21 protein-coding genes are annotated in these 22,867 nt (G+C 36.9%); 11 read left to right on the top strand and 10 right to left on the bottom strand.

All coding sequences use genetic code 11. The features are described 5' to 3' along the window. The first annotated feature begins 280 nt into the window (after positions 1-280). The 8 genes from AAY42_RS05320 to AAY42_RS05285 all read left to right on the top strand — a co-directional run bounded on the left by AAY42_RS05320 (position 281) and on the right by AAY42_RS05285 (position 6,535). Positions 281-844: an outer membrane protein gene (locus AAY42_RS05320; protein WP_082433330.1), complete on the top strand. Its 564-nt coding sequence runs from the start codon at positions 281-283 to the stop codon at positions 842-844. 637 nt (positions 845-1,481) lie between these two features. Continuing rightward, positions 1,482-2,210, top strand: coding sequence for a hypothetical protein (locus tag AAY42_RS05315; protein ID WP_055393088.1), 729 nt, complete (start codon positions 1,482-1,484; stop codon positions 2,208-2,210). A 4-nt stretch (positions 2,211-2,214) separates the two neighbouring features. After that, positions 2,215-2,910 carry a hypothetical protein gene (locus AAY42_RS05310; RefSeq protein ID WP_139063653.1) on the top strand — a complete coding sequence of 232 codons (696 nt, stop codon included), beginning with the start codon at positions 2,215-2,217 and terminating at the stop codon, positions 2,908-2,910. Then, the gene (locus AAY42_RS05305) at positions 2,907-3,371 is read left to right on the top strand and encodes a KH domain-containing protein (protein ID WP_055393084.1); all 465 of its coding nucleotides are present in this window, start codon (positions 2,907-2,909) and stop codon (positions 3,369-3,371) included. The genes AAY42_RS05310 and AAY42_RS05305 overlap by 4 nt, the downstream gene beginning before the upstream one ends. Next, positions 3,358-4,620 (top strand): hypothetical protein, encoded by a 1,263-nt coding sequence (locus AAY42_RS05300; protein WP_055393083.1) that lies wholly within the window; start codon positions 3,358-3,360, stop codon positions 4,618-4,620. The genes AAY42_RS05305 and AAY42_RS05300 overlap by 14 nt, the downstream gene beginning before the upstream one ends. After that, complete coding sequence (locus tag AAY42_RS05295; RefSeq protein WP_175288731.1) at positions 4,608-4,943, top strand: hypothetical protein; 336 nt, start codon at positions 4,608-4,610, stop codon at positions 4,941-4,943. Before AAY42_RS05300 ends, AAY42_RS05295 begins: the two co-directional genes overlap by 13 nt. Continuing rightward, on the top strand, positions 4,927-5,391 hold the full coding sequence (locus AAY42_RS05290) for a PulJ/GspJ family protein (RefSeq protein ID WP_055393082.1): 465 nt from the start codon (positions 4,927-4,929) through the stop codon (positions 5,389-5,391). Before AAY42_RS05295 ends, AAY42_RS05290 begins: the two co-directional genes overlap by 17 nt. A 1-nt stretch (position 5,392) precedes the next feature. Further along, positions 5,393-6,535 (top strand): type II secretion system F family protein, encoded by a 1,143-nt coding sequence (locus AAY42_RS05285; RefSeq protein ID WP_055393081.1) that lies wholly within the window; start codon positions 5,393-5,395, stop codon positions 6,533-6,535. A 157-nt stretch (positions 6,536-6,692) separates the two neighbouring features. Here AAY42_RS05285 and AAY42_RS05280 read toward each other — a convergent pair whose 3' ends face one another. From AAY42_RS05280 to AAY42_RS05255, 6 genes are all read right to left on the bottom strand, one after another. After that, positions 6,693-8,240 (bottom strand): hybrid sensor histidine kinase/response regulator, encoded by a 1,548-nt coding sequence (locus AAY42_RS05280; protein WP_175288730.1) that lies wholly within the window; start codon positions 8,238-8,240, stop codon positions 6,693-6,695. 1 nt (position 8,241) lies between these two features. Beyond that, positions 8,242-8,844, bottom strand: a complete 603-nt coding sequence (locus AAY42_RS05275) for a chemotaxis protein CheB (protein WP_055393078.1) — start codon at positions 8,842-8,844, stop codon at positions 8,242-8,244. Next, complete coding sequence (locus AAY42_RS05270; protein ID WP_055393076.1) at positions 8,810-9,637, bottom strand: CheR family methyltransferase; 828 nt, start codon at positions 9,635-9,637, stop codon at positions 8,810-8,812. The genes AAY42_RS05275 and AAY42_RS05270 overlap by 35 nt, the downstream gene beginning before the upstream one ends. Continuing rightward, positions 9,637-14,622, bottom strand: a complete 4,986-nt coding sequence (locus tag AAY42_RS05265; RefSeq protein ID WP_082433329.1) for a response regulator — start codon at positions 14,620-14,622, stop codon at positions 9,637-9,639. Before AAY42_RS05265 ends, AAY42_RS05270 begins: the two co-directional genes overlap by 1 nt. A 317-nt stretch (positions 14,623-14,939) precedes the next feature. Further along, entirely contained in the window at positions 14,940-16,628 is a 1,689-nt protein-coding gene (locus AAY42_RS05260; protein ID WP_055393073.1) for a sodium:solute symporter family protein, read from the bottom strand. 4 nt (positions 16,629-16,632) lie between these two features. Next, complete coding sequence (locus tag AAY42_RS05255) at positions 16,633-16,881, bottom strand: DUF4212 domain-containing protein (RefSeq protein WP_055393071.1); 249 nt, start codon at positions 16,879-16,881, stop codon at positions 16,633-16,635. Between the two features lie 89 nt (positions 16,882-16,970). On the opposite strand from AAY42_RS05255, the gene AAY42_RS05250 reads away from it, so the two are divergent. Together AAY42_RS05250 and AAY42_RS05245 are read left to right on the top strand one after the other, a co-directional pair. After that, entirely contained in the window at positions 16,971-17,690 is a 720-nt protein-coding gene (locus tag AAY42_RS05250) for a carboxylesterase family protein (RefSeq protein ID WP_055397731.1), read from the top strand. A gap of 4 nt (positions 17,691-17,694) precedes the next feature. Continuing rightward, on the top strand, positions 17,695-18,405 hold the full coding sequence (locus AAY42_RS05245; RefSeq protein WP_055397730.1) for a M15 family metallopeptidase: 711 nt from the start codon (positions 17,695-17,697) through the stop codon (positions 18,403-18,405). Here AAY42_RS05245 and AAY42_RS05240 read toward each other — a convergent pair. The 3 genes from AAY42_RS05240 to AAY42_RS05230 form a co-directional block, all read right to left on the bottom strand. Further along, on the bottom strand, positions 18,402-19,514 hold the full coding sequence (locus AAY42_RS05240) for a THUMP-like domain-containing protein (RefSeq protein ID WP_313777873.1): 1,113 nt from the start codon (positions 19,512-19,514) through the stop codon (positions 18,402-18,404). The genes AAY42_RS05245 and AAY42_RS05240 overlap by 4 nt on opposite strands. Before the next feature lie 73 nt (positions 19,515-19,587). Next, positions 19,588-20,688 (bottom strand): AI-2E family transporter, encoded by a 1,101-nt coding sequence (locus AAY42_RS05235; RefSeq protein ID WP_055393068.1) that lies wholly within the window; start codon positions 20,686-20,688, stop codon positions 19,588-19,590. Between the two features lie 3 nt (positions 20,689-20,691). Beyond that, on the bottom strand, positions 20,692-21,342 hold the full coding sequence (locus AAY42_RS05230; RefSeq protein ID WP_055393067.1) for a DUF4159 domain-containing protein: 651 nt from the start codon (positions 21,340-21,342) through the stop codon (positions 20,692-20,694). Positions 21,343-21,381: 39 nt separating this feature from the next. On the opposite strand from AAY42_RS05230, the gene AAY42_RS05225 reads away from it, so the two are divergent. Beyond that, entirely contained in the window at positions 21,382-22,164 is a 783-nt protein-coding gene (locus AAY42_RS05225) for a DUF1223 domain-containing protein (protein ID WP_055393066.1), read from the top strand. Here the strand turns inward: AAY42_RS05225 and AAY42_RS05220 are convergent. After that, on the bottom strand, positions 22,161-22,865 hold the full coding sequence (locus tag AAY42_RS05220; RefSeq protein ID WP_055393065.1) for a 16S rRNA (uracil(1498)-N(3))-methyltransferase: 705 nt from the start codon (positions 22,863-22,865) through the stop codon (positions 22,161-22,163). The genes AAY42_RS05225 and AAY42_RS05220 overlap by 4 nt on opposite strands. Positions 22,866-22,867 lie beyond the last annotated feature (2 nt).

Here is a 22,867-nt window from a genome sequence, read left to right as displayed (position 1 = left end):
AGTTGCGGGAAGAGTAAGCAAGCCTGAATAGGATAGGAGCGTAAAGTATTTTAAAAGTTTGGCTGTGTACCCTGTCATTTCGAAGGAGAGTAACGACTGAGAAATCTAGAAAAACCATGGGATTTCTCCCTCTGGTCGAAATGACATCGAGCCCAATTTTTCATTTCGACTGAGCGTAGCCCCCCGCTCCCGCTAGTCTATGACTAGTGGCGGTAAGGCCACTAGAAATGTATTTCAATTTATAAAAGAGAAAAAACTTTAACGGAAAAAACCTAAAACCATGAAAATTAAACTAATAGCATTCGTTTTTATGATAAGTATGTCCGTCATGGCCCAAAAAGGGAAGTTTTCAGCGGCGTTGTCCTATCCTTTGCCGTTTGGCGATACTTATTTTAAGGAAAACTATACGGGTAACATAGATGTAGGGGCGCAATACCGGTTTGCAAACAGTGAGTTTTTAAATTTTGGGGTTTCTGCCAATGCTAGCTTTTATGCATTTGAAAATGAAAACTTTACCACACAACCAGATATCAATGCCCGTTTTGTTCAGCCCCGGCTTTTTGGGGAATTGCATGTGGGCAGATTGAGGGTGCAGGTTGGTGGAGGGTACAGCTTTGCCACCTTCAGTACCGAGAATGCTCTGGAGCCTGGACGTACTGAAAAGGTAAAGGACAATACCAATGGTCCAAATATAAATGCGGCGGTTTCCATAGACATTGTAAAAGGGCTTTTTGTTGTGGCTCAATATGACTATATCAAAATTTCAGCTTTTGGGAGTTTGGAGGATATTGATTTTAATAGGCAAGTGAACCTGTTTAAGGTTGGTTTGGGCTATCGTTTATAAAATTAAAGATGAAGAAAAGAGAACTACTATTTACCCTTTTTATGTTTGTTGGTGTGGTATCCACGATAGCCCAAAAAGGAGCTATATAAACTTACCAATATGGTAAACAATACAATAAAATTGTAAATAATACTAAGTAAAATGCGACTAGTGGCGGCAACATAAAAAGAATAGTATAATGATTAAGCCATAGCAATGCTGTTGTGGCTTTTGGTTTTTAAATGAAGGAGAGAGCAGTTTAGATTTCTCACTTAGCTAGAAATGACAAAGACCAATCCCGTCATTTCGAAATGAGATGCAAAGCATCGATTGAGAAATCTGGAAAACCCATGTTAGGATTTCTCCCTGCGGTCGAAATGACATCGCAACCAATTTATCTTTTTCAAAGAAGAGCAACTACTAAGAAATCTGCCACATAGCAGTGAGATTCCTCACACGCATTCCATACGATTCGGAATGACAAAAAAAGTAAGGAGTGTCATTTCGGAATGAGGGCTTTGCCCGATTGAGAAATCCCAAAAATCCCAATAGTATGAATAGAACTATTATTTCATCAAAAATTTACAAATATTATAGGAATTTACGCTGATAAAAACCTATATTTTCTTTACCTTGAACTAAGAAATAAAAATATAAGATGAGGTATTTTAGTACATGGGTATTGACCACCTATGGCGTACTTTTTTTGCTGGGCTGTGGTGCTTATAAGGCCGAAAAGCAAGAATCGTTACTGAGTTTTCCAGAGTTGGGTACCTTGGTCAAAACCAAGGGAGATATATGGTACACTGCAGCAGAACAGATTGGGATTCCCAAATGGTCCGTGCTCAAAGTTGATGTAAAACAGCTTCCATTTAATAAAACAAGCTATTATTCCTATGCCAAATATATGGAGCAAGCGGGGAAAATCAACAGCATATCCTATAACGATTCGCTGCCCTACAAACCAAAATACCTACGGTTACAATTGTTGGATATGCTGGGTCTTACCCAGTTATTGAACAACGAACAGCATGATGACCTAAGATCCTATATTTCCAATGATGATGGGTACAAAATGGTAACCGGACTGAACATCACTGTTCCAGAAGTTGAAATGCCGGGATTTTTACAGGCAGAGGCCATCCAATTGCAAAAAGATGCATACGACAATATTATTTTAGTGGTAATTAATGGTGAATTTGAAAAGCACTACTTTTTCTCCGAACTCCATGTCTTTGATTATCAATACGCGAATTTTTGCTGGGGAGAAGATCAGTACCACAATATGATTATAGAAAACTTGATTTCTGAAGGTCAAAAATGCCCTAAGGGTACCTACTTAAAAGCATCCAAGGTAAATGACAATAGATCCTACCTCAAATTCTAGTGGAATGAAGAAAAAATTATTGTTAATCTCAATCATTGCTATGACTATGATATGGAGTTGCGAGGATATTTTGGAAGTTCCTGATATCTCTAACCAAACCGTTCCCATCTTGGCTCCAGCGGAAGGCAGTGTGTTGAACATCAATGCTGTGGGTTTTAATTGGCAGACCATAGCTGATGCCACAACCTACAGGGTTCAAATTGCAAGCCCGGATTTTGAAAACACGGTTCAGATTGTAATGGATAGTATTATCACTGAAGATTCCCTGGGAATCGTAAATACGCGTTTGGACCAAAGTCTATTGAATGGTTCCTACGCTTGGCGGGTCAAGGCTTTTAACAGCGATTATGAAACCGGATATACCTTGAGTAATTTTTTGGTGGACGGAGATGAGAATCTGGATATAACCCCGCCCAATACACCCCAATTGGTAACTCCTGCAAATGGGGCTTCGCAGACGGAGGCTTCAGTAAATTTTTCATGGACAAGGGAAGATGTTCCGGGAACAGCGGAACGGGACAGTATTTTTATCTTTTCTGATGAGAGCTTACAAAGTTTAACGACCAAGGCCTTGGGCGCCAATAAAGCGTATACGACAAATGTGGCCTCTGGCACGTTCTACTGGGTCGTTCGCGCTTATGATGCCGCTGGCAACGAAAGTGATGTCAGTACCACCTTTAATTTTACCATAAACAATTGAGCAAAAATGTAAAGACATATATATTGATTGGGCTCGTATTAATAATATGGGGTGTTATTGGAATTAAAGTTTTTCGTACGCTTTCCCCAGAACCACAGGCACCTGTATTTGCAGAAAATATAAACTTTAAACCCAAAAAGGTCGTTCAAAGAGACACTTTTAGTATTGTTGCGGATTATAGGGATCCCTTCTTGGGAACTATGCCCACATCCAATAAAAAAAGAACAAAGAAGGTCAAGCAGCCAGTCGTTCAATTTCCCAGCATTAACTACACAGGCCTGATAAGCGGGCAACAAAACAAGGACCACATCTATTTTGTAACTATAGATGGCACCCAATATTTAATGCAAAAGAGGAATGAGAACAAAGGAGTCAGCTTGATAAGTGGAACATCTGAAGGCATTAGAGTGCGTTACAAGGGAATTGTAAAAACAATACCATTGCAAAATGCCGAAAATTAAAAAGATAAAGGCCGGTGCATTACAATTTGTACTTTTTATAGGTACCGTAATCGCAGTGCTTTTGTTGACCTTTGTAGTGTTACACAAGACCCATTCTCTTTTTGATAAAAAAACATCCAAAACCGTTGAGGTAATCAAAAAAGCAGATTTAGGGCTTCAATATGCCATACAACAAGAAATGCCTATCAATGATTCGGTACAACTGAATTTTCAACTGGATGATGACATTCAGGTAACCTCTATAAAATCATATTGGGGCATTTTTGAAAAGTATGCTACAGTATCCCAATTTGGAAAAACCCGATTTCTGAAAACCGCATTGGTAGGTGGGGGAGTAGAGAATGATTTTCCGGCTTTGTACCTCAAAGACAAGAATAGGCCTATGATCATTGCGGGAAAATCCAAGATAACAGGAAATGCTTACTTACCAAAACAAGGTATACGACCGGGAACCATTGGTGGCCGATTTCATCAATTTACCTCTCCCGTCTATGGAAACCTAAAAAACAGTTCAACCACCTTACCAGCACTAAATCCTGAACTTAAAAATCATCTAAAAAGGCTATTGGTTGAAGAAACAGGAAGATTTGGAAAAAATGCAGTACGACTTTCCAGGAACTTAAGGCTTTCAAATTCATTTGAATCCCCTACGCAATACATTTACGGGGACGTGCTTAGACTATCTGGTGTTGACCTACGTGGAAATATTATTGTAAGAGCAACACAGCAAATTATAGTCAGTGCAGATTGCTATATCAAAGACATTGTCCTAGTGGCACCGGAAATTACTTTAGAGAATAAGTTTAAGGGTACCCTTCAGGCAATTACTTTAGATAAAATTAAAGTTGGAAAAGGTGTGGTGTTGGACTATCCATCTGCTTTAGTGGTGGAAAGAGGGAATGCAACAAATCCAAAAGAGCAAAGAGAGGCAAACATTAGTATTGAAAAAGGAGCGATGATCAAGGGGATTGTAGCCTATTTTGAAACCTCGGAAGAGAGCATTTTTTTTCCACAGATAGCGATTGCGGAAAATGCTTCAGTCTTTGGGGAAATATACTGTGAGAAGAACCTGGAACTCAAGGGAGACGTAATCGGAAATGTGACTACGGATGCCTTTATAGCCCTAGAGAATGGAAGTGTATACCAAAACCATTTGTTCAATGGCACCATAAACGCAAGCCTATTGTCAATGGAGTATGCAGGTTTGTTGTTCAATAAAGAAAAAAGAGTAGCAAAATGGTTGTACTAAAAAAGCTGAAAGCTTCTACCTTAATGGAAACTATGGTTGCCACAGTACTTATTGTGGTCATTTTTATGCTTTCCAGCCTTATTTTGAATTCTCTTTTTTCAGCTCAAGTAAAGGGTAATTTGCAACCGATAAAATCACATTTGAATCAATTGGAATATCAATATGTCAATCAAAAGATAAACCTTCCGTACTATGAGGAGTGGAAGACATGGGATATCACGATCAGTATTACTCAAAATATGGTGCAGATTGAAGCTGTTGAAAAAGTGGCTTCAAGTTCCCGCTCAATAAAACAAAAAATCCACTATGCCAAGAACCTCTAAAAAAATAGCGGCGTTCACCTTAAGTGAAATGTTGGTTGTGTTATTACTGACCATTATTGTAGTGGGACTGGCTTTTTCTGTTTTGGGATTGGTACAAAGACAAATGTTGGGTATTCAAGACAATTACGAAGAAAAAACCACTGATAACCTTTTACAACAGGCACTATGGGTCGATTTTAATTCATATGCCCAAGTTGAGTTTTCCTCCAAAGCGCAAGCACTGTCTTTTAGTAATGAGGTAGATGGTAAAGCGTACCGGTTTTATAAAGGCTATATTTTACGTGACAGGGATACCCTTTACACTGATTTGACCATTGGCAAGGTGTTTTACAAAGGGGAAGAGGTGGGCAATGGCCTAATAGATGCTCTTGAGCTCACTAAATTTGATGAAGTTCCCAAAACACTCTTTGTCCATAAAAAGAATTCAGCAACCGATTTTATGAATTGATATGGGCTTTAAATTAGAAAACATAGCTGTTGATAAGGCACATAAAGCCGATGATGCCCAAGAAGAGCAGAAACCATCAATTCTTGAAAGGGAAATAACCTTATTTGGAAAATCATTTTCCAACAAGAAAAAAGAAGATTTTTATACGGAGCTAAGCGTGCTTTTAAAGGCTGGAATTACGCTTAAAGAATCCTTGGGACTTATCGAGGAAGGACAGAAAAAGGAAAAACAAAAAAACCTGTTTAATGATTTGGGCGAAAGTTTACTTTCAGGGAGTAGTTTTTCTGAAGCGATAAAAGATAAAAAAGAGTTTACCGAATATGAATACTATTCTTTGAAGATAGGGGAGGAGTCAGGAACCCTTACTACCATTACGAAAGAGTTAGGCTCATTTTTTGCCAAAAAAAATGAACAACAAAGAAATCTGGTCAATGCACTTACCTATCCCATTATTATTCTTGTAACTGCTGTGCTGGTGGTTATTTTTATGCTTAGGTTGGTGGTTCCCATGTTCCAGGACATTTTTGAACAAAACAATGTGGAATTGCCTTGGATTACCCGCTTTATTGTGGCTGTGTCAGATTTCATTAAAGACTATGGTTGGTGGATGGTACTCTTAATATTAGGCTCTTTGTTTTTAAGAAAAGCGCTTTTTGGAAATGATTGGTTCAAAAAAAGGCTGGATTATTTTTTGATGTGGATTCCTTATGTGGGGAATTTTCTTAAAGCAGTTTATTTGGCCCAGTTTACCCGAGCGATCAGTTTGCTTACCGCTTCAAAAGTTCCTGTATTGAACAGCATAGAACTTGCAGGGAAAATGATAGATTTTTATCCGCTGCGAGATGCGTTGGATAGTGTAAGTCATAAAATTCTTCAAGGTGAAAGTTTAAGTAATAGTCTTAAAGGAAATCATGTTTTTAGTAATAAGATGATATCCATGGTCAAAGTTGCGGAAGAAACCAATCAAACGGAATTTATGTTTGAGCGGTTAAACCAGCAGTACAGTGTTGAAGTACAGCAAAAATCCAAGTTATTGAGTACGTTATTGGAGCCAATGATAATTCTTGTGGTTGGAATTTGTGTTGGAGTAATTTTGGTGGCAATGTATTTGCCCATGTTTAAATTGGGTAGTGTTCTTGGTTGATTTTAAATTGTTCAAGGTTTATTCCTTAGTAAATTCACAAATACCTGACGAGTACTATTAAAGATATCTGCTAGCCTTCTATACAAACAGTTACAGGTTATAATCCAGTAGCGATCAACCAACAGCAAAATCTTTGGGTAATTTATTCAATCTTAATTTACCCTAGCCGTTCCTCATAAATCTCTGAAATCAAGTTTTTAAGTAGATTTTCAACGGGAGGTTTCTCGTAAATACCATCCATTCCTGATTTTTTGGAAAGGTTTTGGACTTCATCATCTATAAACCCGGTCAATCCAAAGATGGGAATGTCAATACCCTTGTTTCTCATCTCCTTGGTCAAATCATATCCATTTACCCCTGGCATATTGATATCCGTAAAAACTAAATCTGGACCAATGGCTTCCACTTGTTCCAGTAAATCTGCTCCATCTTCTAGCATTGTAATATTACCTCCAATTTTGTTGAATACTACTTCCGAAAGTGTACGCATTAAAATATCGTCATCTACAACAACAATATTCAATTTCTTATCATTTTTTTCAGCTTCAAAGCTCTTGATCAGATTGGACACTGGCTCCAAAGGTTCTTTCAATACTTTAATTGGAATCTCAATATTAAAGCATGATCCCTTGCCAACTTCACTGGTTACGTTTATTTCCCCATCATGTGAATCCACTATCTTTTTTACAATCATTAATCCAAGTCCAGTACTTTTTTCCCCAGCTGTAGATTTTACCGAAGTCTTGGTAAAGGGGTCGAACAAATGGCTCATTTCACTTTCTGGGATACCTTGTCCTTCATCTTGTACGGAAATATGTAAATAGCCCTCTTTCTGAATGGTTTTCAAGTATACCGAGGTTCCTTCATGCGAAAATTTTATCGCATTGGTAATTAGGTTGTTGAGAACTTGGTTCATTTTGTTTTTATCCAAAGCGGTTCTAAGATTTCCAACTTCAATTTCGCCTACCAGTTTGATGTTCTTTTTGTCAGCAAAAACCTGGCTAAATTGAATACTCGTTTCTATAAATTGGGTTACATCCACCATTTCTTCTTCCAGTTCAATAGTTCCAGACTCAATTTTACTAATGTCCAAAAAGTCATTGACCAGATTTTGGGCAAATTTTGTGGAAACAAAAATGTTCTCTAGTTCCTGTATTTTGGCTGGATCTTTCAGGATTGGTTTTAATTCACCAATTAAAGATTTGGAATAAAACTCGATAATGGCCAATGGGTTTCTAATGTCATGGGCAGCCATTCCAAGGAACTTGTTTTTAAGCTGATTCAGCGCATCAAGTTCTTCATATTGTAATTGTAAGGTTCTTTTTTGATTATAAAGGGTAACAAAAATATCTACCTTAGCTGAAACAATACTTGGATCAAGAGGTTTATATAAATAGTCAACTGCACCTTCTGAATATCCTTTTATAACATATTCTTTTTCTTTATTGATTGCTGTTGCGAAAATTACCGGAACGTTTTTGGTGTTCTTTCTTCCCCTAAAAATCTCTATAAACTCGAACCCATTCATTTCGGGCATTTGGACATCGGTAATCACCAATGCAAACTCGTGCAACCTTGCCAATTTTAGAGCTTCATTTCCGCTAGTGGCGGTAATTATTTCCCGGTCTTCCTTTTCAATGATGTGCTCCAAAGAATATAAGTTCTCCGCTAAATCATCGACAATAAGAATTTTCGCTTTTTCCATCTTAAAAATATTTAGCGGCGGTTTTGTAAATTTCATGGGCAGGTACAATATGGTCTACTTGTTCAACAGCCTCAATAACAGCTCCTGGCATTGCTTTGGCAAAGGCTTCAGCCGGACTTTGCACTATTACTTTCCCATTTCTTTTATTAACCCATTTAGCTCCTTCCGCGCCATCTGCGTTTGCACCACTAACAATTATTGCAATTAACTTGTCTTCTAGATTGTATGAGAAAGACTCAAGGGAAACATCAGCTGAAGGTCTTGAAAACATTACTTTTTCACTAAGATCAAGACTCAAGGTCATGTCTTTTTCCAATATGCAATGATAGCCCGCTGGGGCCACATAAATTGCTCCTTTTTCTAAATGTATTCCATGTTCTATTGCTTCTACTTTCATATGTACCATACTGCCTAAATAATTCACCAAGTGATCTTGCATGCTCGTTTTTCTGTGTAACACCACTACTATTGCCACTTTTGGGACTTGATTTATGTCCTTTACAAAGCGCTCCAATACATTGATGGCACCTGCGGAACCACAGAATAGTACCACTTTTATGAGCTCTTGATCATCTTTTCTTTCGATATATTTTGAGTTTGCCATTAATTACTTCCAATTCATCCAAAACAGGTGAAAAAATTGCACTTTCCTTTGCACCTAACACCAGATATCCCTTTGGAACCAAGCTGTCTAAAAATAGACGCAACACTTTATTTTGCTGTTCTGTAGTTAAATAGATAAAAACATTTCGGCACATGATCATATGCATTTGGTTGAATGAGGAACCATTTACCAAATTATGTTTTGTAAACACCATGTTTTTACTTAATTCCTTGTTCATTTTTACCTTTCCGTAATTCGCCACATAATAATCCGATAAGGACAATGCCCCTCCTGATTTTATATAGTTGGTAGAATACTCCTTTACCTCCTTTAAGTCATAGATTCCCTTTTTTGCATGATTTAGTACTTCAGCATTAATGTCGGTGCAGTATTGCACGGATCTTTGTAATAGTCCTTGTTCTTTTAATAATATGGCCAAACTCATTGGTTCTTGACCTGTAGAACATCCGGCATGCCAAATATTGATTCTGGGATAGGTTTCCAAAAGGCCGAACACTTCATCGCCCAAAAACTTAAATACTTCATAATCCCTGAACATTTCTGTGGTGTTCACCGTAATTTCAATCAATAACTCATCTTCACTAATACTCTGATTGGTCAAAAAATATTTAAAGGCCATGAACGAATCACACGATTTAAGCTTCATAAGTCGTAAAACTCTCCTTCTCAAAGATTCTTGGGCATAGCCAGAAAAATCTATTCCATAGAGCTTATTGGATAATTCGATAAAATCCTCCAGGTCGTTTTTCGAAATTTCAAGTACTACTTCCATTAATTATATAGCCAAACTCTTAATAATGACATTAACTTTTCAACATCTAAAGGCTTAGACATATAATCACTTACACCTGCCTCTAAACATTTTTCACGGTCTCCTTTCATGGCTTTAGCGGTCAATGCTATTATTGGAAGCTTATTATATCCCATTTCTCTTATCTTCTTAGTTGCCTCATAGCCATCCATAACGGGCATCATAATGTCCATTAGAATAGCGTCAAATTCGCCGTTCTTTACTTCGTTCACTGCCTCTTCTCCGTTGGTGGCAACGGTTACGATTACCTCTTCTTCTTCCAATATGGTTTCCAGAGCATATATGTTCCTCATATCATCATCAACAATAAGAATGCGTTTTCCTTTTACTATATCTTCTGAACCAAATTCCTTTGGAGGCAAAACTGGATATTCTGTCTGTGTGGAATTGAGCATATTCATAAACAACTCTGTTTCCTCCGAAAGACGGTCATAAGATTTTGGGGTCTTTAGTATTACAGAAGTATCCTTATGACGCTCAATCTGTTTCAATTCTTTTTTGGTTAATTCTCTACCAGTAAATACGATTACGGGAACTTCCTTTTTTTCGGTTTTCAATTCACCCAACAATTCAATTCCATCTATGTCTGGAAGTCCAAGATCCAATACAACTAAATCAGGATGTTCATCCTTAAAAAGTTTACGGGCATCTTTGGCATTTTTTGCAGAAATAGCCTCCAACTGTTTACTTTCTATCATTTCTTGTAAGGCCTTATTATTTAGCTCGTCATCTTCAATAATCAGCACTTTTTTCATATCTGTACCAGAAAGAGTCTTAGCGATATTGGAAAATGTATGTTCAAGTTTTTCCAATGCAATTGGTTTTACAAGGTATTCAACCGCACCCATTTCCAATCCCAATTTGGTTTTGTCCACACCTGAAATAACATGTACCGGAATGTGTGCATGTTCTTCACTTGCTTTTAGTGTTCTAAGAACTGTCCAACCGTCCATAACGGGCAAGGTCATGTCCAATATTATTGCATTTGGGCGGTAAAAATCTACATGTTTGAGAGCCTTGTCGCCTTGATCGGTGGCCAGTACTTTAAAACCATTTTCACGAGCTTGATCTACAAGTACTTTTGCGAACTGAAGATCGTCCTCAACTACAAGGAGTACATTATCGTCTTTTTCAAGTTGATCTCGGTCATCAGCTATTACAGCTTCTAACGTTTCACCTGGAACACTTTTTTCTATCTTTACTTCTTCCGGTTGATCAATATTCTCTCTAACCGATTTAGGTTCCGCTGTGGTCTCAACTTCATGTTCAATCTTTTTCTTAGGGGTTTCCAGTTGAATTATTTCTGAATTTTCAAAAGGAAGGAATACGGTAAAAGTAGATCCTTTTCCAACTTCGCTTTCAACAAAGATTTCCCCGCCAAGAAGTTTTACCAGTTCTTTGGAAATACTCAAACCAAGACCTGTTCCCCCATATTTTCGTTGGGTTGTCCCATCTTCCTGAACGAAGGCTTCAAATACCGACTGCAATTTCTCTGGGGCAATGCCTATTCCTGAATCCGTAACTGAAATTTGCAGTACTTGTTCATTTTTTATAAGTGCCGGGCTGGTAAATTTTGACTGGGTCTTACTGTTTTTAAAGTTTAAGGTTACACTTCCTTTTATATCTGTGAATTTGAAGGCGTTACTAAGCAAGTTTTTAACTACTTGATTCAATCGTTGTTTATCAGTTGTAAACGATTCCGGTAGCGATTCGTCTAGGTTCAATACAAACTCTACTCCTTTATCCTGTGCTATGGCAACAAATGTCTTTTTACAATCTTCGGCATAGCTACCCATGTCAAGCGTTTCCATTTCCAGTTCAATCTTTCCAGATTCCACTTTGGCCAAATCCAGTACTTCATTGATCAGGCTTAGCAGGTCCTCTCCCGATTTATTTATTATTTGCGCAAATTCAATTTGCTTTTCTGTCAGATTTTTTGCTTTATTTCCTTGGAGCAATTTTGAAAGAATGATCACACTATTTAGCGGTGTTCTTAGTTCATGGGACATATTGGCCAAAAATTCAGATTTATATCTTCCGCTTTTCTCCAATTCTTCGGTTTTGATGACCAAAGCAGCTTGGGCTTGTTCCAAGGCTGCATTTTTTTCTACAGTGCTTAAATGTTGTTCCTCTAACTGTTGGGCTTTTTCTTCCAACATTACATTTGCCTTTTCAAGCTCTTCCTGTTGTTGCCTCATTTCTTCTTCAGAAGCTTGCAACAAGTTGGTCTGTTTTGAGAGTTCTTCGTTAGATACCCTTAATTCTTCTTCTTGGGCTTCTACAACTTCTTTTTGTTTTTGAACTTCAAGTTGAATATTCTTTTGCTCGGTAATATCAACGGCTATCTTTAAAACCTTGTACGGTTGGCCTTCAGTATCAAGTAATGGATTGTAAGATCCTTGTATCCAAACACTTTTATTGTTTTTTCCTCTGCGTTCAAATTCACCTTGTTTAAATTCTCCTAGTTTTAGCTCTTTCCAAAACTCTTTGTATTCTGAAGACTTGGCATAGGTGTTTCCAACAAATATTTTGTGATGTTTTCCTTTTATTTCATCAAGGGTGTACCCCATTAAATCTAGAAAAAGGTCATTTGCCGTGAGTACATTTCCATCAAGGTCAAACTCAATGGCAGCGTTGGACTTATTTATTGCCGAAATCTGGTTATTGACCTCCAAAGAAAGCTCCTCTGTTTTTAATTGTTGTTCTTTTTGTTTGGTGATATCCACAGCTACCTTAAGAACTTTGTATGGTTGCCCTTCAACGTTAAGTATGGGATTATAGGAACCTTGTATCCATACGGACTTGTTGTCTTTTCGTCTTCGTTCAAACTCCCCTTGTTTAAATGCACCATGTTTTAGTTCTTTCCAAAATCCTTTGTACTCTGCTGAATTGGAATATGTTGTTTCCACAAATATTTTATGGTGCTTTCCTTTTATTTCGTCCAAACTGTAACCCATAAGATCTAAGAAAAGGTCGTTGGCAAAGAGAATATTTCCATTTAAATCAAATTCTATGGCCGCATTAGATCGGTTAATGGCAGAAATCTGGTTGTTGACCTCTATGGACAATTCTTCAGTTTTGGCTCGTTCCACCACTCCTTTTAGTATTATTCCAATAGATGCACATATTTCTTCAATAAATTCGTGCTGGGCTTCATTAAAAGGATGAATGGTGCCAAATTCCATTACCCCAATGTTTTCTTCATTATGTTTAATAGGTACGATGGTTATTTCCGTTGGTTGGGTCTTCCCCATACCCGAGCTTATTTCCAAATAGTTTTCAGGAGTATCAGTAATAATTATTGTATTTCCTTCAAGGGCACATTGGCCAACCAACCCTTCTCCAAACTTGAAACTATCAGGGAGTCCATTTGTGTTTTTAAAGGCATAACTTCCATACAGTTCCAATTCTTGGGAGTCTGGAGTAAATAATCCTTGGTTCAAATAAAAAGTACTGACTGAAGCTCCAAGTTGTTTGCTAATTATCTTGGTTAATGTTTGCGTTAATGTGTTGATGTCCTGCATACCTTTAGTAGCATCGTACACCTTAGAAATTGAAGTTTTGATCCAGTTTTGTTTTTCAATGTCATTGGTCCTTTTTTCAATTTCTTCCTGTTGTCGCATTTCGTCGGAAAGATCACGTACGATTCCAGTGAGGATTCTTTCGCCATTGACTACAACTTCGGCAATGGATAAATGAATATAAAACTCAGTTCCATCTTTTTTCCTTGCCCATTTTTTTTGTTTTTTTCCAAATTTTTTGGAACTATCGGTCTTCGAATCGATGGAATACTCACCAGGATTCTGAATATGCTCATTTGCCAATAATATGTCTATCCTTTTTCCAAGTACTTCTTCTGCTTCATATTGAAACAAGATTTCTGCAGCTCGATTGAAAGATTGTATTTCCCTATTACTGTCCATTGTAATGACACCATTTACTGAAGAATTTATGATTGCCTTGTACCTAGCCTCATTTTGTTCCAGCAATTCTGCATTTTTACGAAAGTTTATTGACATTTGTTGTAGAGCCAACTCTAGTTCATCCTGTTGATCGACCGAATCATTTTCTAGAATAAGGCTTCCATCTGCAATTTTTTGGATTTTGTTTTTAATCGTAACTAGCCTCTTTTGCATTCCAGCGTCATTGTAGAGGTTTGATTCTCTAGTAGAGATGATGGAAGAAGACTTTTCAGGTATTGGCACATTTTCACTAGTGCTATCAGGTTTTATTTCAATAGGACTTGGCGCGGCGATACTTTGAGATGCTGTTATGGGGTCTTTTGAATGTGCATAACTTTCTGATAATGAATTTCTATGATTTTTAAAAGCAAGAAAACTCCAAATAAGCGTTAATATCAAAAGACCTACAATGGCAATCCAATTTAAATTCTTCGAAACTCTGACCTTGCCTTCTGTTTGTGCCAATTGCGAAGTATTGATCAGGGTAATCCTATCCCGAATCTTGGCAATGATAGGTGAAATCTCATTCTCTAATATCGCTCTTGCTATCTCAGATTGTTCGAGGGTGTTGTTTTCTAAAATAGTAGAAGCTTGTAGTTGAACAACTTCCAACATATGGACCAACCTACTGGTTTCCGATAGTAATTTACTATCACTACCACTCCATTCACGTCCATTTTTTTTAAGCTTTTCAAGATTTGGTATAATATCGTTTTCCCAAATTACTTTTATATTAGACTGACTTTCATTTTCCAAATTGGCAACTATACCGAGCAAACTAAGTTCAGATTTGTAAATACTTCTTAATAATTGTTCCGAATATTGTACCGTTGATGTACTGCTTTCAGAAACTTTTAAAGCATTTTTGCCAAGCCATAAAATAAGAAGTAGAGATGCAATCGACAACAATGCTAGAGTTATTGTTCTTCTACGGAAATGGTTTAACTTATCATTAAATGCCACACTTTTATGTGATAAATTCATGTTTATTTTTGTTTTTCACTCTTGGTTGAGGTCTTGTTGGTTAAATTAGGTTTTGGTATAAAGCTGGTTTAGTAATTCAATATTACATTTAATGTAATCTTTTACTTACAACGAAGAATTGGTGCTATTTGTATACAGGACCGTAAAATATTTCAGAAGAAATTTGACTGTTTTGTATGAGTGCACTGTTTTTTTGAAGGAGTACAAATAGAGTATTTGAGCTAAAATTTAACCCAAAATATTCCAATTAAGTAGTTTAGAATATTTTTACCTATATTACTCTTATTGTCTTAAAACGAATATGAAAGGCATGGTTTTTAATGAGAATGTGCTTCACCAGCACCGCTAGGCACGCGAATGTTCTCAACAATTTCTTGAACTTCTTTAGGTGGCTTTGGAGTAACCAACGAGACTGTTATGGACACGATAAAATTAACTACCATTGCCAATGTTCCAAATCCTTCAGGGGAAATACCAAACCACCAGTCTTCTTTGGCCCCTCCTCCAAACCAATCAAATTTAAATTTCATCATATAGAACAGCATTAATAAAATACCGACTACCATTCCGGCAATTGCACCTTCTTTATTGATTCGTTTACTGAAAATTCCCAAAATAATTGCTGGAAAGAAAGATGCAGCAGCCAATCCAAAAGCCAAAGCCACGGTAGCAGCAACAAAATCTGGGGGATTAATACCAAAATACCCAGCAATACAGACAGCAAAAACTGCTGATAATCTTGCTACAACAAGCTCTCCTTTCTCAGAGATGTCCGGCTTAAACATTTTCTTTATCAAATCATGTGACACAGAGGCAGAAATAACAAGTAACAAACCAGCTGCGGTTGATAATGCTGCAGCCAGTGCTCCTGCTGCAACCAGTGCAATCACCCAATTTGGTAATTTGGCAATCTCAGGATTAGCCAATACCATAATGTCTTGATCAATGGTCAATTCGTTTTTGGACTTATCCGCCAGGTATTGCACCTTACCATCCTTGTTCTTGTCGTCAAATGTTATTAATCCCGTTGTTTCCCAATTACTGAACCATTCCGGAAGGTTTTCGTAATCTTCATTACTTACGGTTTCTATCATATTCGTTCTTGCAAAGACTGCTATTGCTGGAGCAGTTGTGTACAAAATGGCGATGAACAATAATGCCCATCCGGCTGACTTACGTGCATCGCTTACCTTTTTCACAGTAAAGAATCTAACAATAACATGGGGTAATCCCGCCGTACCTACCATAAGAGCTGCGGTTATGAAAAAAACGTCCATTTTTGATTTGCTTCCTGAGGTGTACTCATGAAAACCAAGCTCTCGATGCAGCCCATCCAATTTGTCCAATAAATAAGTGCCATCAGCTATTTTATCACCAAATCCCAGTTGCGGAATGGGGTTGCCCGTCATTTGGATGGAAATAAAAATGGCAGGAACCATAAATGCAAAAATGAGCACGCAATATTGCGCCACTTGGGTATAGGTAATTCCTTTCATTCCTCCCAGAACCGCATAGAAGAGAACAATGAACATTCCTATGATAACACCTGTATTGATATCAACCTCTAAAAACCTTGAAAACACCAATCCCACACCTCTCATTTGACCGGCGACGTAGGTAAATGAAATTAGTAGCGCACAGACAACCGCTATTCCCCTGGCCAGATTGGAATAATATCTATCTCCGATAAAATCGGGTACGGTGAATTTCCCGAATTTTCTAAGATAGGGCGCCAATAACAAGGCTAACAATACATAACCTCCGGTCCAACCCATTAGATAAACTGAACCGTCATAACCATTGAATGAAATTAAACCGGCCATTGAGATAAACGAAGCTGCAGACATCCAATCGGCAGCTGTAGCCAAACCATTGGCCAGGGGGGATACACCACCTCCAGCAACATAAAAGTCTTTAGTTGACCCTGCTCTTGACCAAATTGCTATTCCTATATAAAGTGTAAATGTGATTCCTACTAAAATCCAGGTCCATAGTTGAATGTCCATATTCTTATGTATCTAGGTTATATTTTTTATCCAACTTGTTCATCAACCTTATATACACAAAAATGAGTAGCACGAAAACGTAGATAGACCCTTGTTGTGCAAACCAAAAACCAAGTTTAAACCCACCAAGGCGAATGGTATTTAACTCTTCTACAAGCAGAATACCAAAAACAAAAGACACTAGAAACCATATGGTTAATAATATCCCCAGATACTTTAAATTTTCCTTCCAATATTTTTTTTGGTCTTCCATAATTGTTTAATGTTAGTAAAGATTAGTTTGGTTTTTACTAAGTCCTTAAAGATATTCTTTTTACTGGTTTTGTAACTTAGAGCATGAAAATGCAACATTTTTTTTTCAAAGTACTTTTTTTAGTTGGACTATTCCTAATGGAAAGTTGTTCGGCACAATCCCAACTTATTGAGGATGAGCTGCAAACGGTAACCACTGAAAATCTTAAGTATTATTTGTATTACCCTCAAGACTACGAGTCGGGAGACCAAAAAGAATTTGGGTTACTACTTTTTCTTCATGGAGGTGGGGAATCTGGTGGAGATTTGGAAGAAATAAAAAAAAATGGCCCTCCAAAACTTTTGGTTGAAGGAAAACAATTTCCATTTCTGGTGCTGGCTCCACAAAACCCATATAGAAGAAAGTGGTGGAACACAGAGGCAATTATAAAACTGTTGGATTCAGTGGTAGAGACCAATAATGTTGATAAAAATAGAATCTATTTAACTGGCCTAAGCAGAGGGGGTAGTGCAGCTTGGGAATTAGCAACACAATACCCAAAAAAGTTTGCTGCGATGGCTGTTGTTTGCGGAATGGCACCTTTACCTTATGCACATTGGATCAATAAAAAAATGCCTATTTGGGTGTTTCATGGAGATAAGGACAAAGTGATTTCTGTAGATGAGTCTGATAAAATGGTGGCCAAACTTAAGGAAATGAATTATGATGTAAGGTACACAAGATATGAAGATGTTGGGCATAACTCATGGAGTAGAGCCTATACCACGGAGGAGCTATATGAATGGTTTGTCAAACAAAAACAAAAATAGTTTAATGAAATATCACCTGGTTTTTATGGTTACCCTAGTTGCTTTGGGTTGCTGTCAAGAAGTTGCCAAAAAACAAAACAAATCAAACAGTTCTGATACAATAGAAACAATTGTTAAGGTTGATTCGGTGCAAAAGAAGGAACTAAAGTCTTTTGAAGGTTTAGCGGATACTACTTTTGTTCGGTTGGCTGATTTTAGTGAAGATTTTGCATACGATATGCGTTATGCAACAGAAAACAATTTCTTAAAAGCAAAGGTGTACGATTGTGCAGAATGCTATACACGAGTTAAAACGGCCAAAGCTCTTATAAATGCCAATAAGGATTTCTTGGAAAAAGGAGCAAAGATAAAATTCTTTGACTGTTACCGACCCAATTCAGTACAGTATAAAATGTGGGAGATTGTACCCAATCCCCAATACGTGGCAAATCCAGTAAAGGGCTCTATTCACAATAAAGGTGGGGCCGTTGATATTACCTTGGTTGATATGGATGGAAATGAATTGGACATGGGAACTGATTTTGATTTCTTTGGAAAAAGGGCTTACCATGACAATTTGGATTTGTCCAAGGAAATATTATCCAATCGAAAACTTTTAAAGGAAACCATGGAAGCCCATGGTTTTTGGTCTATACGAACTGAGTGGTGGCACTATAATCTTTCAGCCGGGTCCAATGATAAAATCGCTAATTTTAAGTGGGAATGTAAGCATTAGGCTTTTTCACAGTAGAGGACAATTAGCTTATTATTTACATCAGTTGTGAAAAACAAATAAACATCTCCACCATCTTTTATTTTGTGCCTTTTGCGTAATTCTGCAACTGTCGATGGAAAATTACGAGTAGTGACATTCGCTTTTTTCAGGCCTAGTTGGGTTACCCTATTTTTTGAATATGGAATGGTTTCTAGTATTCTGAACCTTCTCCCAGGAAAATCCACTAAAGCGTCTGAAGTGTACAAATGTGAATGTTGATGTAGCTTTTTAATTTTATAGGTTTTGGCGACGGTTTTGAATCCACCGGATTTTAAAATAGCTGCATTAGGTTCGTATAAATATTTTTTAGGAGTATCATGTTCCAATACTATTTTAGCTTCTACCATCATGATGAAGCTAAAATGCACTTCTTGATTTTTGGTAAGGTTTATGGTGTTTATTAAAATCTCATCTTTAAAACCATGTTCCAAAATATAAAGCAATTCTTTTACTTCATTGTTGATTGCCACAATATGAATTTCCTTTACAAAATCAAGCTCTTTTATACTCTGGGAAATATCTAATAGGGGAGAGGTTTTGATTAAAATATTCTTGGTTTTCTTAAAAAGAAAAGAAAGGTTTTCTGGAAGATTAGGCAAACAATCCTTTAACAGAAAAACTTTTCCTTTAACATCATCTCTTCGAGATGGATCAATATAAATCCAATCAAATTTTTTGGTGGTATTTTTTAAAAATTGAAATCCATCTTCCGCAACACAAATGATATTGTTTTGGTCAAGTATTTTAAAATTATGATTTGTAATTTCACTTAATTCTTGATCGATTTCGCAATGAAAAACAGTATCCAATTGCTTTGAAAAATAGTAAGCATCAACACCAAAGCCTCCGGTTAAATCAAGCAGTGATTTTCCATCCAAAAGCTTCGCTTTATAAGCGGCTGTTTGTTCTGAGCTCGTTTGCTCAATGTTCACTTTATTGGGATAATAAATATTGGTTGTATTGAACCAAGATGGGAGTTTATATTCGCATTTTTTTTTAGCCTCCAACTGTTGGAAAAGCTCTTTTTGTGAAATTCCTTCAAATAGTTGTTTTTTTAATAGTACTGACACGATGTCAGTATTTATATTATTTTTTATAAAATCCTGTACGCCAGTATTTAAAAGTAGTTTATTCAAACTAATACTATAAATTTTTGGTTAACTTTTTTACAACGGAATTTTCAGCTAAAAACTCTTTTAAAATTACTTTTATTGCGGTATAACCAGGTACGGCAACTACCATTCCAACTACTCCAAATACGAGTCCTGCAATGATGATTACCAAAAAGATTTCCAAGGGATGGGATTTCACACTTGTTGAAAAAATAAAGGGTTGAGAAAAGAAATTATCGATGAGTTGACCAATGATCAAACCGATAAAAACGTAGAGGGCTTTTGGTAAAATTACCGTACTAAAATCAGCACCTAAAAAACTGGTCATTGTTAATGTGATCATGATTGCCCCACCAATGATTGGACCTATGTATGGAATGATGTTGAAGAGTGCACAAAGGAACGCGATCACAATTGCATTTTCTACCCCAGCAATTAAAAGTGCTATTGTATAAATCACGAATAAAATAAAAAGTTGAAGCAAGATTCCGGCGAAGTATCGGGATAACAATCCATTGATTTTATCAACAGATTTGACAAGATTACTTTCCTTGTTGTCTGGAACAAAAGTCAACATTCCATTTTGAAAAAGGTTGCTATCCTTCAAAAAGAAAAATGAAATAAAAAGCACTGAAAAAAGCCCAATGCTAAAACTGCTTAGGGTATTTACAAATGAATTAAGAAAGTCTGGAATAAAACCTAAATCCAATCCTTCCAATACATTTTTCTCCAAATCGGAATCTTCAATTAAATGGGTGACATTATCTGTTGTGGCTCCAAAATATTCCAAGATTTGAAGATAGAGGGTATTTACATCCGCTTTTAAGGCATCAATATCCAATAAGGACAGGTTTTTACTTTGCTCAGAAATCAGGGGAATAAACAAAGCCAGAATCCCTAGAAAAATTGCCAGCATTATGACCATGGTCACAATTACCGCCAAGGTGTTTGGAAATTTTAATTTACGTCTTAAAAAGAGGACTACCGGTCTTCCCAGAAGAGCAATTACTGCAGCAATGGCCAAATAGGCCAAAACGGATTGAATCTTAAATAAAAAATAGCCCAAAAGAACAACACCAACAATAATGGCAACTGCTCTTAAAATTCCTTTGGATATCATTTTTGAAGTCATACGTTAACTTTTAAAGGCGTATTCAATGATATTAGCGCCCATCTGTAGTGCTTTTAATCTAATTTCTTCTGGGTCGTTATGCACGGACGGGTCTTCCCAACCATCTCCCAAATCACTTTCAAAGGTGAACAACAACAACAGTCTTCCTTCTTCAAAAATACCCAAAGCCTGGGGTCTTTTTCCATCATGCTCATGTATTTTGGGTAAACCAGCAGGGAAATTATACTTCTGGTTAAAAATTGGATGGTCGGCACCTAGTTCTTCCAATTGCTTGGTTGGGAATACCTTTTCCAATTCCCTTTTTAGGTAGGGTTGCATACCATAATTGTCATCTATATGTAAAAATCCACCGGACAATAAATAGGTTCTTAGATTTTCAGCTTCCTCGTCAGAAAAAAAGACATTTCCGTGCCCTGTCATGTGAAGATAGGGGTATTGAAATATGGAAACACTTCCAATTTCAACTGTTTCGGGTTTTGGATTTATTTTAGTGCCTATGTTGCTGTTACAGAACTTAATTAGATTGGGTAGGGCAGTAGGGTTAGAGTACCAATCACCACCACCACCATATTTTAAGATGGCTATATCCTGTGTATAAGATTGGCTCGTCACAAAAAAAGTTAAAAAAGCAAACAGCTTGGTAAGTTGTTTCATTTCACTACGAATAACTAAGAAATCAAAAATACAGCATTCATGTTTAAAAAAATCATAATTCCCACCATGGTCTTAGTTGGAATGTCTCTTACGGCCTTTTATTCGGGTAGGAAAGAAAATTTAACAAATCTTGGGAATGAAACAAAGACGGAGACATATGCACCTGCAATAGTTTTGGAGCTATTTACCTCTCAGGGATGTTCAAGTTGTCCTCCTGCTGATTTGCTTTTGGAAAAGGTAAAAAAACAATACCCAGAAAATATATATGCGATGTCCTATCATGTGGATTATTGGAATTATATTGGTTGGGAGGACCCTTTTAGTAAATCTGTTTACACAAAAAAACAACGGGATTATAACAGAAAGTTTCAGTACAGAAGCAATTATACACCTCAATTGGTCATAAAAGGTGAAGAACACTTTGTAGGTTCCAATCAATCAAAGATGTATTCTAAAATAAATGAATATAGGGCGAAAAAAGCGGAAAATACTTTGAGCCTTTCTATTAAAAAGGTTGATACCGAAGCAATTGTATTTGGTTATGTTGCATCGGGTGATTTAGCGGACAAGCAGCTTAGGGTTGTTTTGGTTTTGGATGAGCGTACCACATCCGTTAAAAGAGGGGAAAACAGAAACAAAACTTTAAAGAACAGTAATATTGTGGTTACGGAAGAGTACATCTCTATGATTGCCAAAAATGGAACGCATTCAATTGAGATTCCAACGCTTGTTTCTAAAAATGACAATCTAACCTTGATGCTACTTTTAGAGTCTGATAACTTGGATATTACTGGAGCTGCTAAGGCTCCAATTACTAGTTAACTATTGATTATGGAAACTGTTGTGCAAGCTACGATTGCAGCCGTTTCAGTTCGTAAACGGTTGTTTCCAAGAGATACTGGAACAAAATTTTTGGACTCAGCTAAACTTATTTCCGACTTTGAAAAATCGCCTTCGGGTCCTATGAGGATTATAATGTCTTTATCTGCAGCAACCCTTCTTTTTAGTTCCATTTTTTCACTTTCATCACAATGCGCGATAAATTTTAACCCTCCCATTTCTTGGTCCATAAACTCTTTATAAGAAATTGCAGGATTTAATTTGGGCAAATTGGTTTGTAAGGATTGTTTCATTGCGGATTGCAATACGCGCTCCATTCGTTCTTGTTTGATTACCTTACGTTCTGAGTGCTCACAAATTATGGGGGTTATTTCATCTACACCAATTTCTGTAGCTTTTTCCAGAAACCATTCGTAGCGATCGTTCATTTTGGTGGGGGCAACAACTAGATGAAGCTTGTACCGTTTTGGAATACTTTTTTCTGTGGAAATAATCTGTGCTTTGCATTTCCTGGCATCAGCAACAAGAATTTCAGCCTTAAAAAGATATCCTTTTCCATTGGTAATGTGTAAAACATCTCCTTCTTGCTTTCGTAATACTTTTAAGATATGTTTACTTTCTTCAGCAGAGAAAAAGAACTGTTTAAAACTATTGTCTAAGGAAGGATTGTAAAAGAGTTGCATAT

Source organism: Flagellimonas eckloniae (assembly GCF_001413955.1).
Classification (GTDB): domain Bacteria; phylum Bacteroidota; class Bacteroidia; order Flavobacteriales; family Flavobacteriaceae; genus Flagellimonas; species Flagellimonas eckloniae.
The sequence above is the reverse complement of the archived record's forward strand: the minus strand, read 5'-3'. Positions and strand labels throughout refer to the sequence as shown.

What these genes read in the sequence shown, in the direction of transcription:
- AAY42_RS05255 (WP_055393071.1), bottom strand. Translation starts at nt 16,881, where the DNA reads ATGGAAGACCAAAAAAAATATTGGAAGGAAAATTTAAAGTATCTGGGG.
- AAY42_RS05295 (WP_175288731.1), top strand. Translation starts at nt 4,608, where the DNA reads ATGGTTGTACTAAAAAAGCTGAAAGCTTCTACCTTAATGGAAACTATG.
- AAY42_RS05245 (WP_055397730.1), top strand. Translation starts at nt 17,695, where the DNA reads ATGAAATATCACCTGGTTTTTATGGTTACCCTAGTTGCTTTGGGTTGC.
- AAY42_RS05290 (WP_055393082.1), top strand. Translation starts at nt 4,927, where the DNA reads ATGCCAAGAACCTCTAAAAAAATAGCGGCGTTCACCTTAAGTGAAATG.
- AAY42_RS05320 (WP_082433330.1), top strand. Translation starts at nt 281, where the DNA reads ATGAAAATTAAACTAATAGCATTCGTTTTTATGATAAGTATGTCCGTC.
- AAY42_RS05250 (WP_055397731.1), top strand. Translation starts at nt 16,971, where the DNA reads ATGCAACATTTTTTTTTCAAAGTACTTTTTTTAGTTGGACTATTCCTA.
- AAY42_RS05270 (WP_055393076.1), bottom strand. Translation starts at nt 9,637, where the DNA reads ATGGAAGTAGTACTTGAAATTTCGAAAAACGACCTGGAGGATTTTATC.
- AAY42_RS05315 (WP_055393088.1), top strand. Translation starts at nt 1,482, where the DNA reads ATGAGGTATTTTAGTACATGGGTATTGACCACCTATGGCGTACTTTTT.
- AAY42_RS05280 (WP_175288730.1), bottom strand. Translation starts at nt 8,240, where the DNA reads ATGGAAAAAGCGAAAATTCTTATTGTCGATGATTTAGCGGAGAACTTA.
- AAY42_RS05300 (WP_055393083.1), top strand. Translation starts at nt 3,358, where the DNA reads ATGCCGAAAATTAAAAAGATAAAGGCCGGTGCATTACAATTTGTACTT.
- AAY42_RS05275 (WP_055393078.1), bottom strand. Translation starts at nt 8,844, where the DNA reads ATGGCAAACTCAAAATATATCGAAAGAAAAGATGATCAAGAGCTCATA.
- AAY42_RS05220 (WP_055393065.1), bottom strand. Translation starts at nt 22,865, where the DNA reads ATGCAACTCTTTTACAATCCTTCCTTAGACAATAGTTTTAAACAGTTC.
- AAY42_RS05230 (WP_055393067.1), bottom strand. Translation starts at nt 21,342, where the DNA reads ATGAAACAACTTACCAAGCTGTTTGCTTTTTTAACTTTTTTTGTGACG.
- AAY42_RS05225 (WP_055393066.1), top strand. Translation starts at nt 21,382, where the DNA reads ATGTTTAAAAAAATCATAATTCCCACCATGGTCTTAGTTGGAATGTCT.
- AAY42_RS05285 (WP_055393081.1), top strand. Translation starts at nt 5,393, where the DNA reads ATGGGCTTTAAATTAGAAAACATAGCTGTTGATAAGGCACATAAAGCC.
- AAY42_RS05235 (WP_055393068.1), bottom strand. Translation starts at nt 20,688, where the DNA reads ATGACTTCAAAAATGATATCCAAAGGAATTTTAAGAGCAGTTGCCATT.
- AAY42_RS05260 (WP_055393073.1), bottom strand. Translation starts at nt 16,628, where the DNA reads ATGGACATTCAACTATGGACCTGGATTTTAGTAGGAATCACATTTACA.
- AAY42_RS05265 (WP_082433329.1), bottom strand. Translation starts at nt 14,622, where the DNA reads ATGAATTTATCACATAAAAGTGTGGCATTTAATGATAAGTTAAACCAT.
- AAY42_RS05310 (WP_139063653.1), top strand. Translation starts at nt 2,215, where the DNA reads ATGAAGAAAAAATTATTGTTAATCTCAATCATTGCTATGACTATGATA.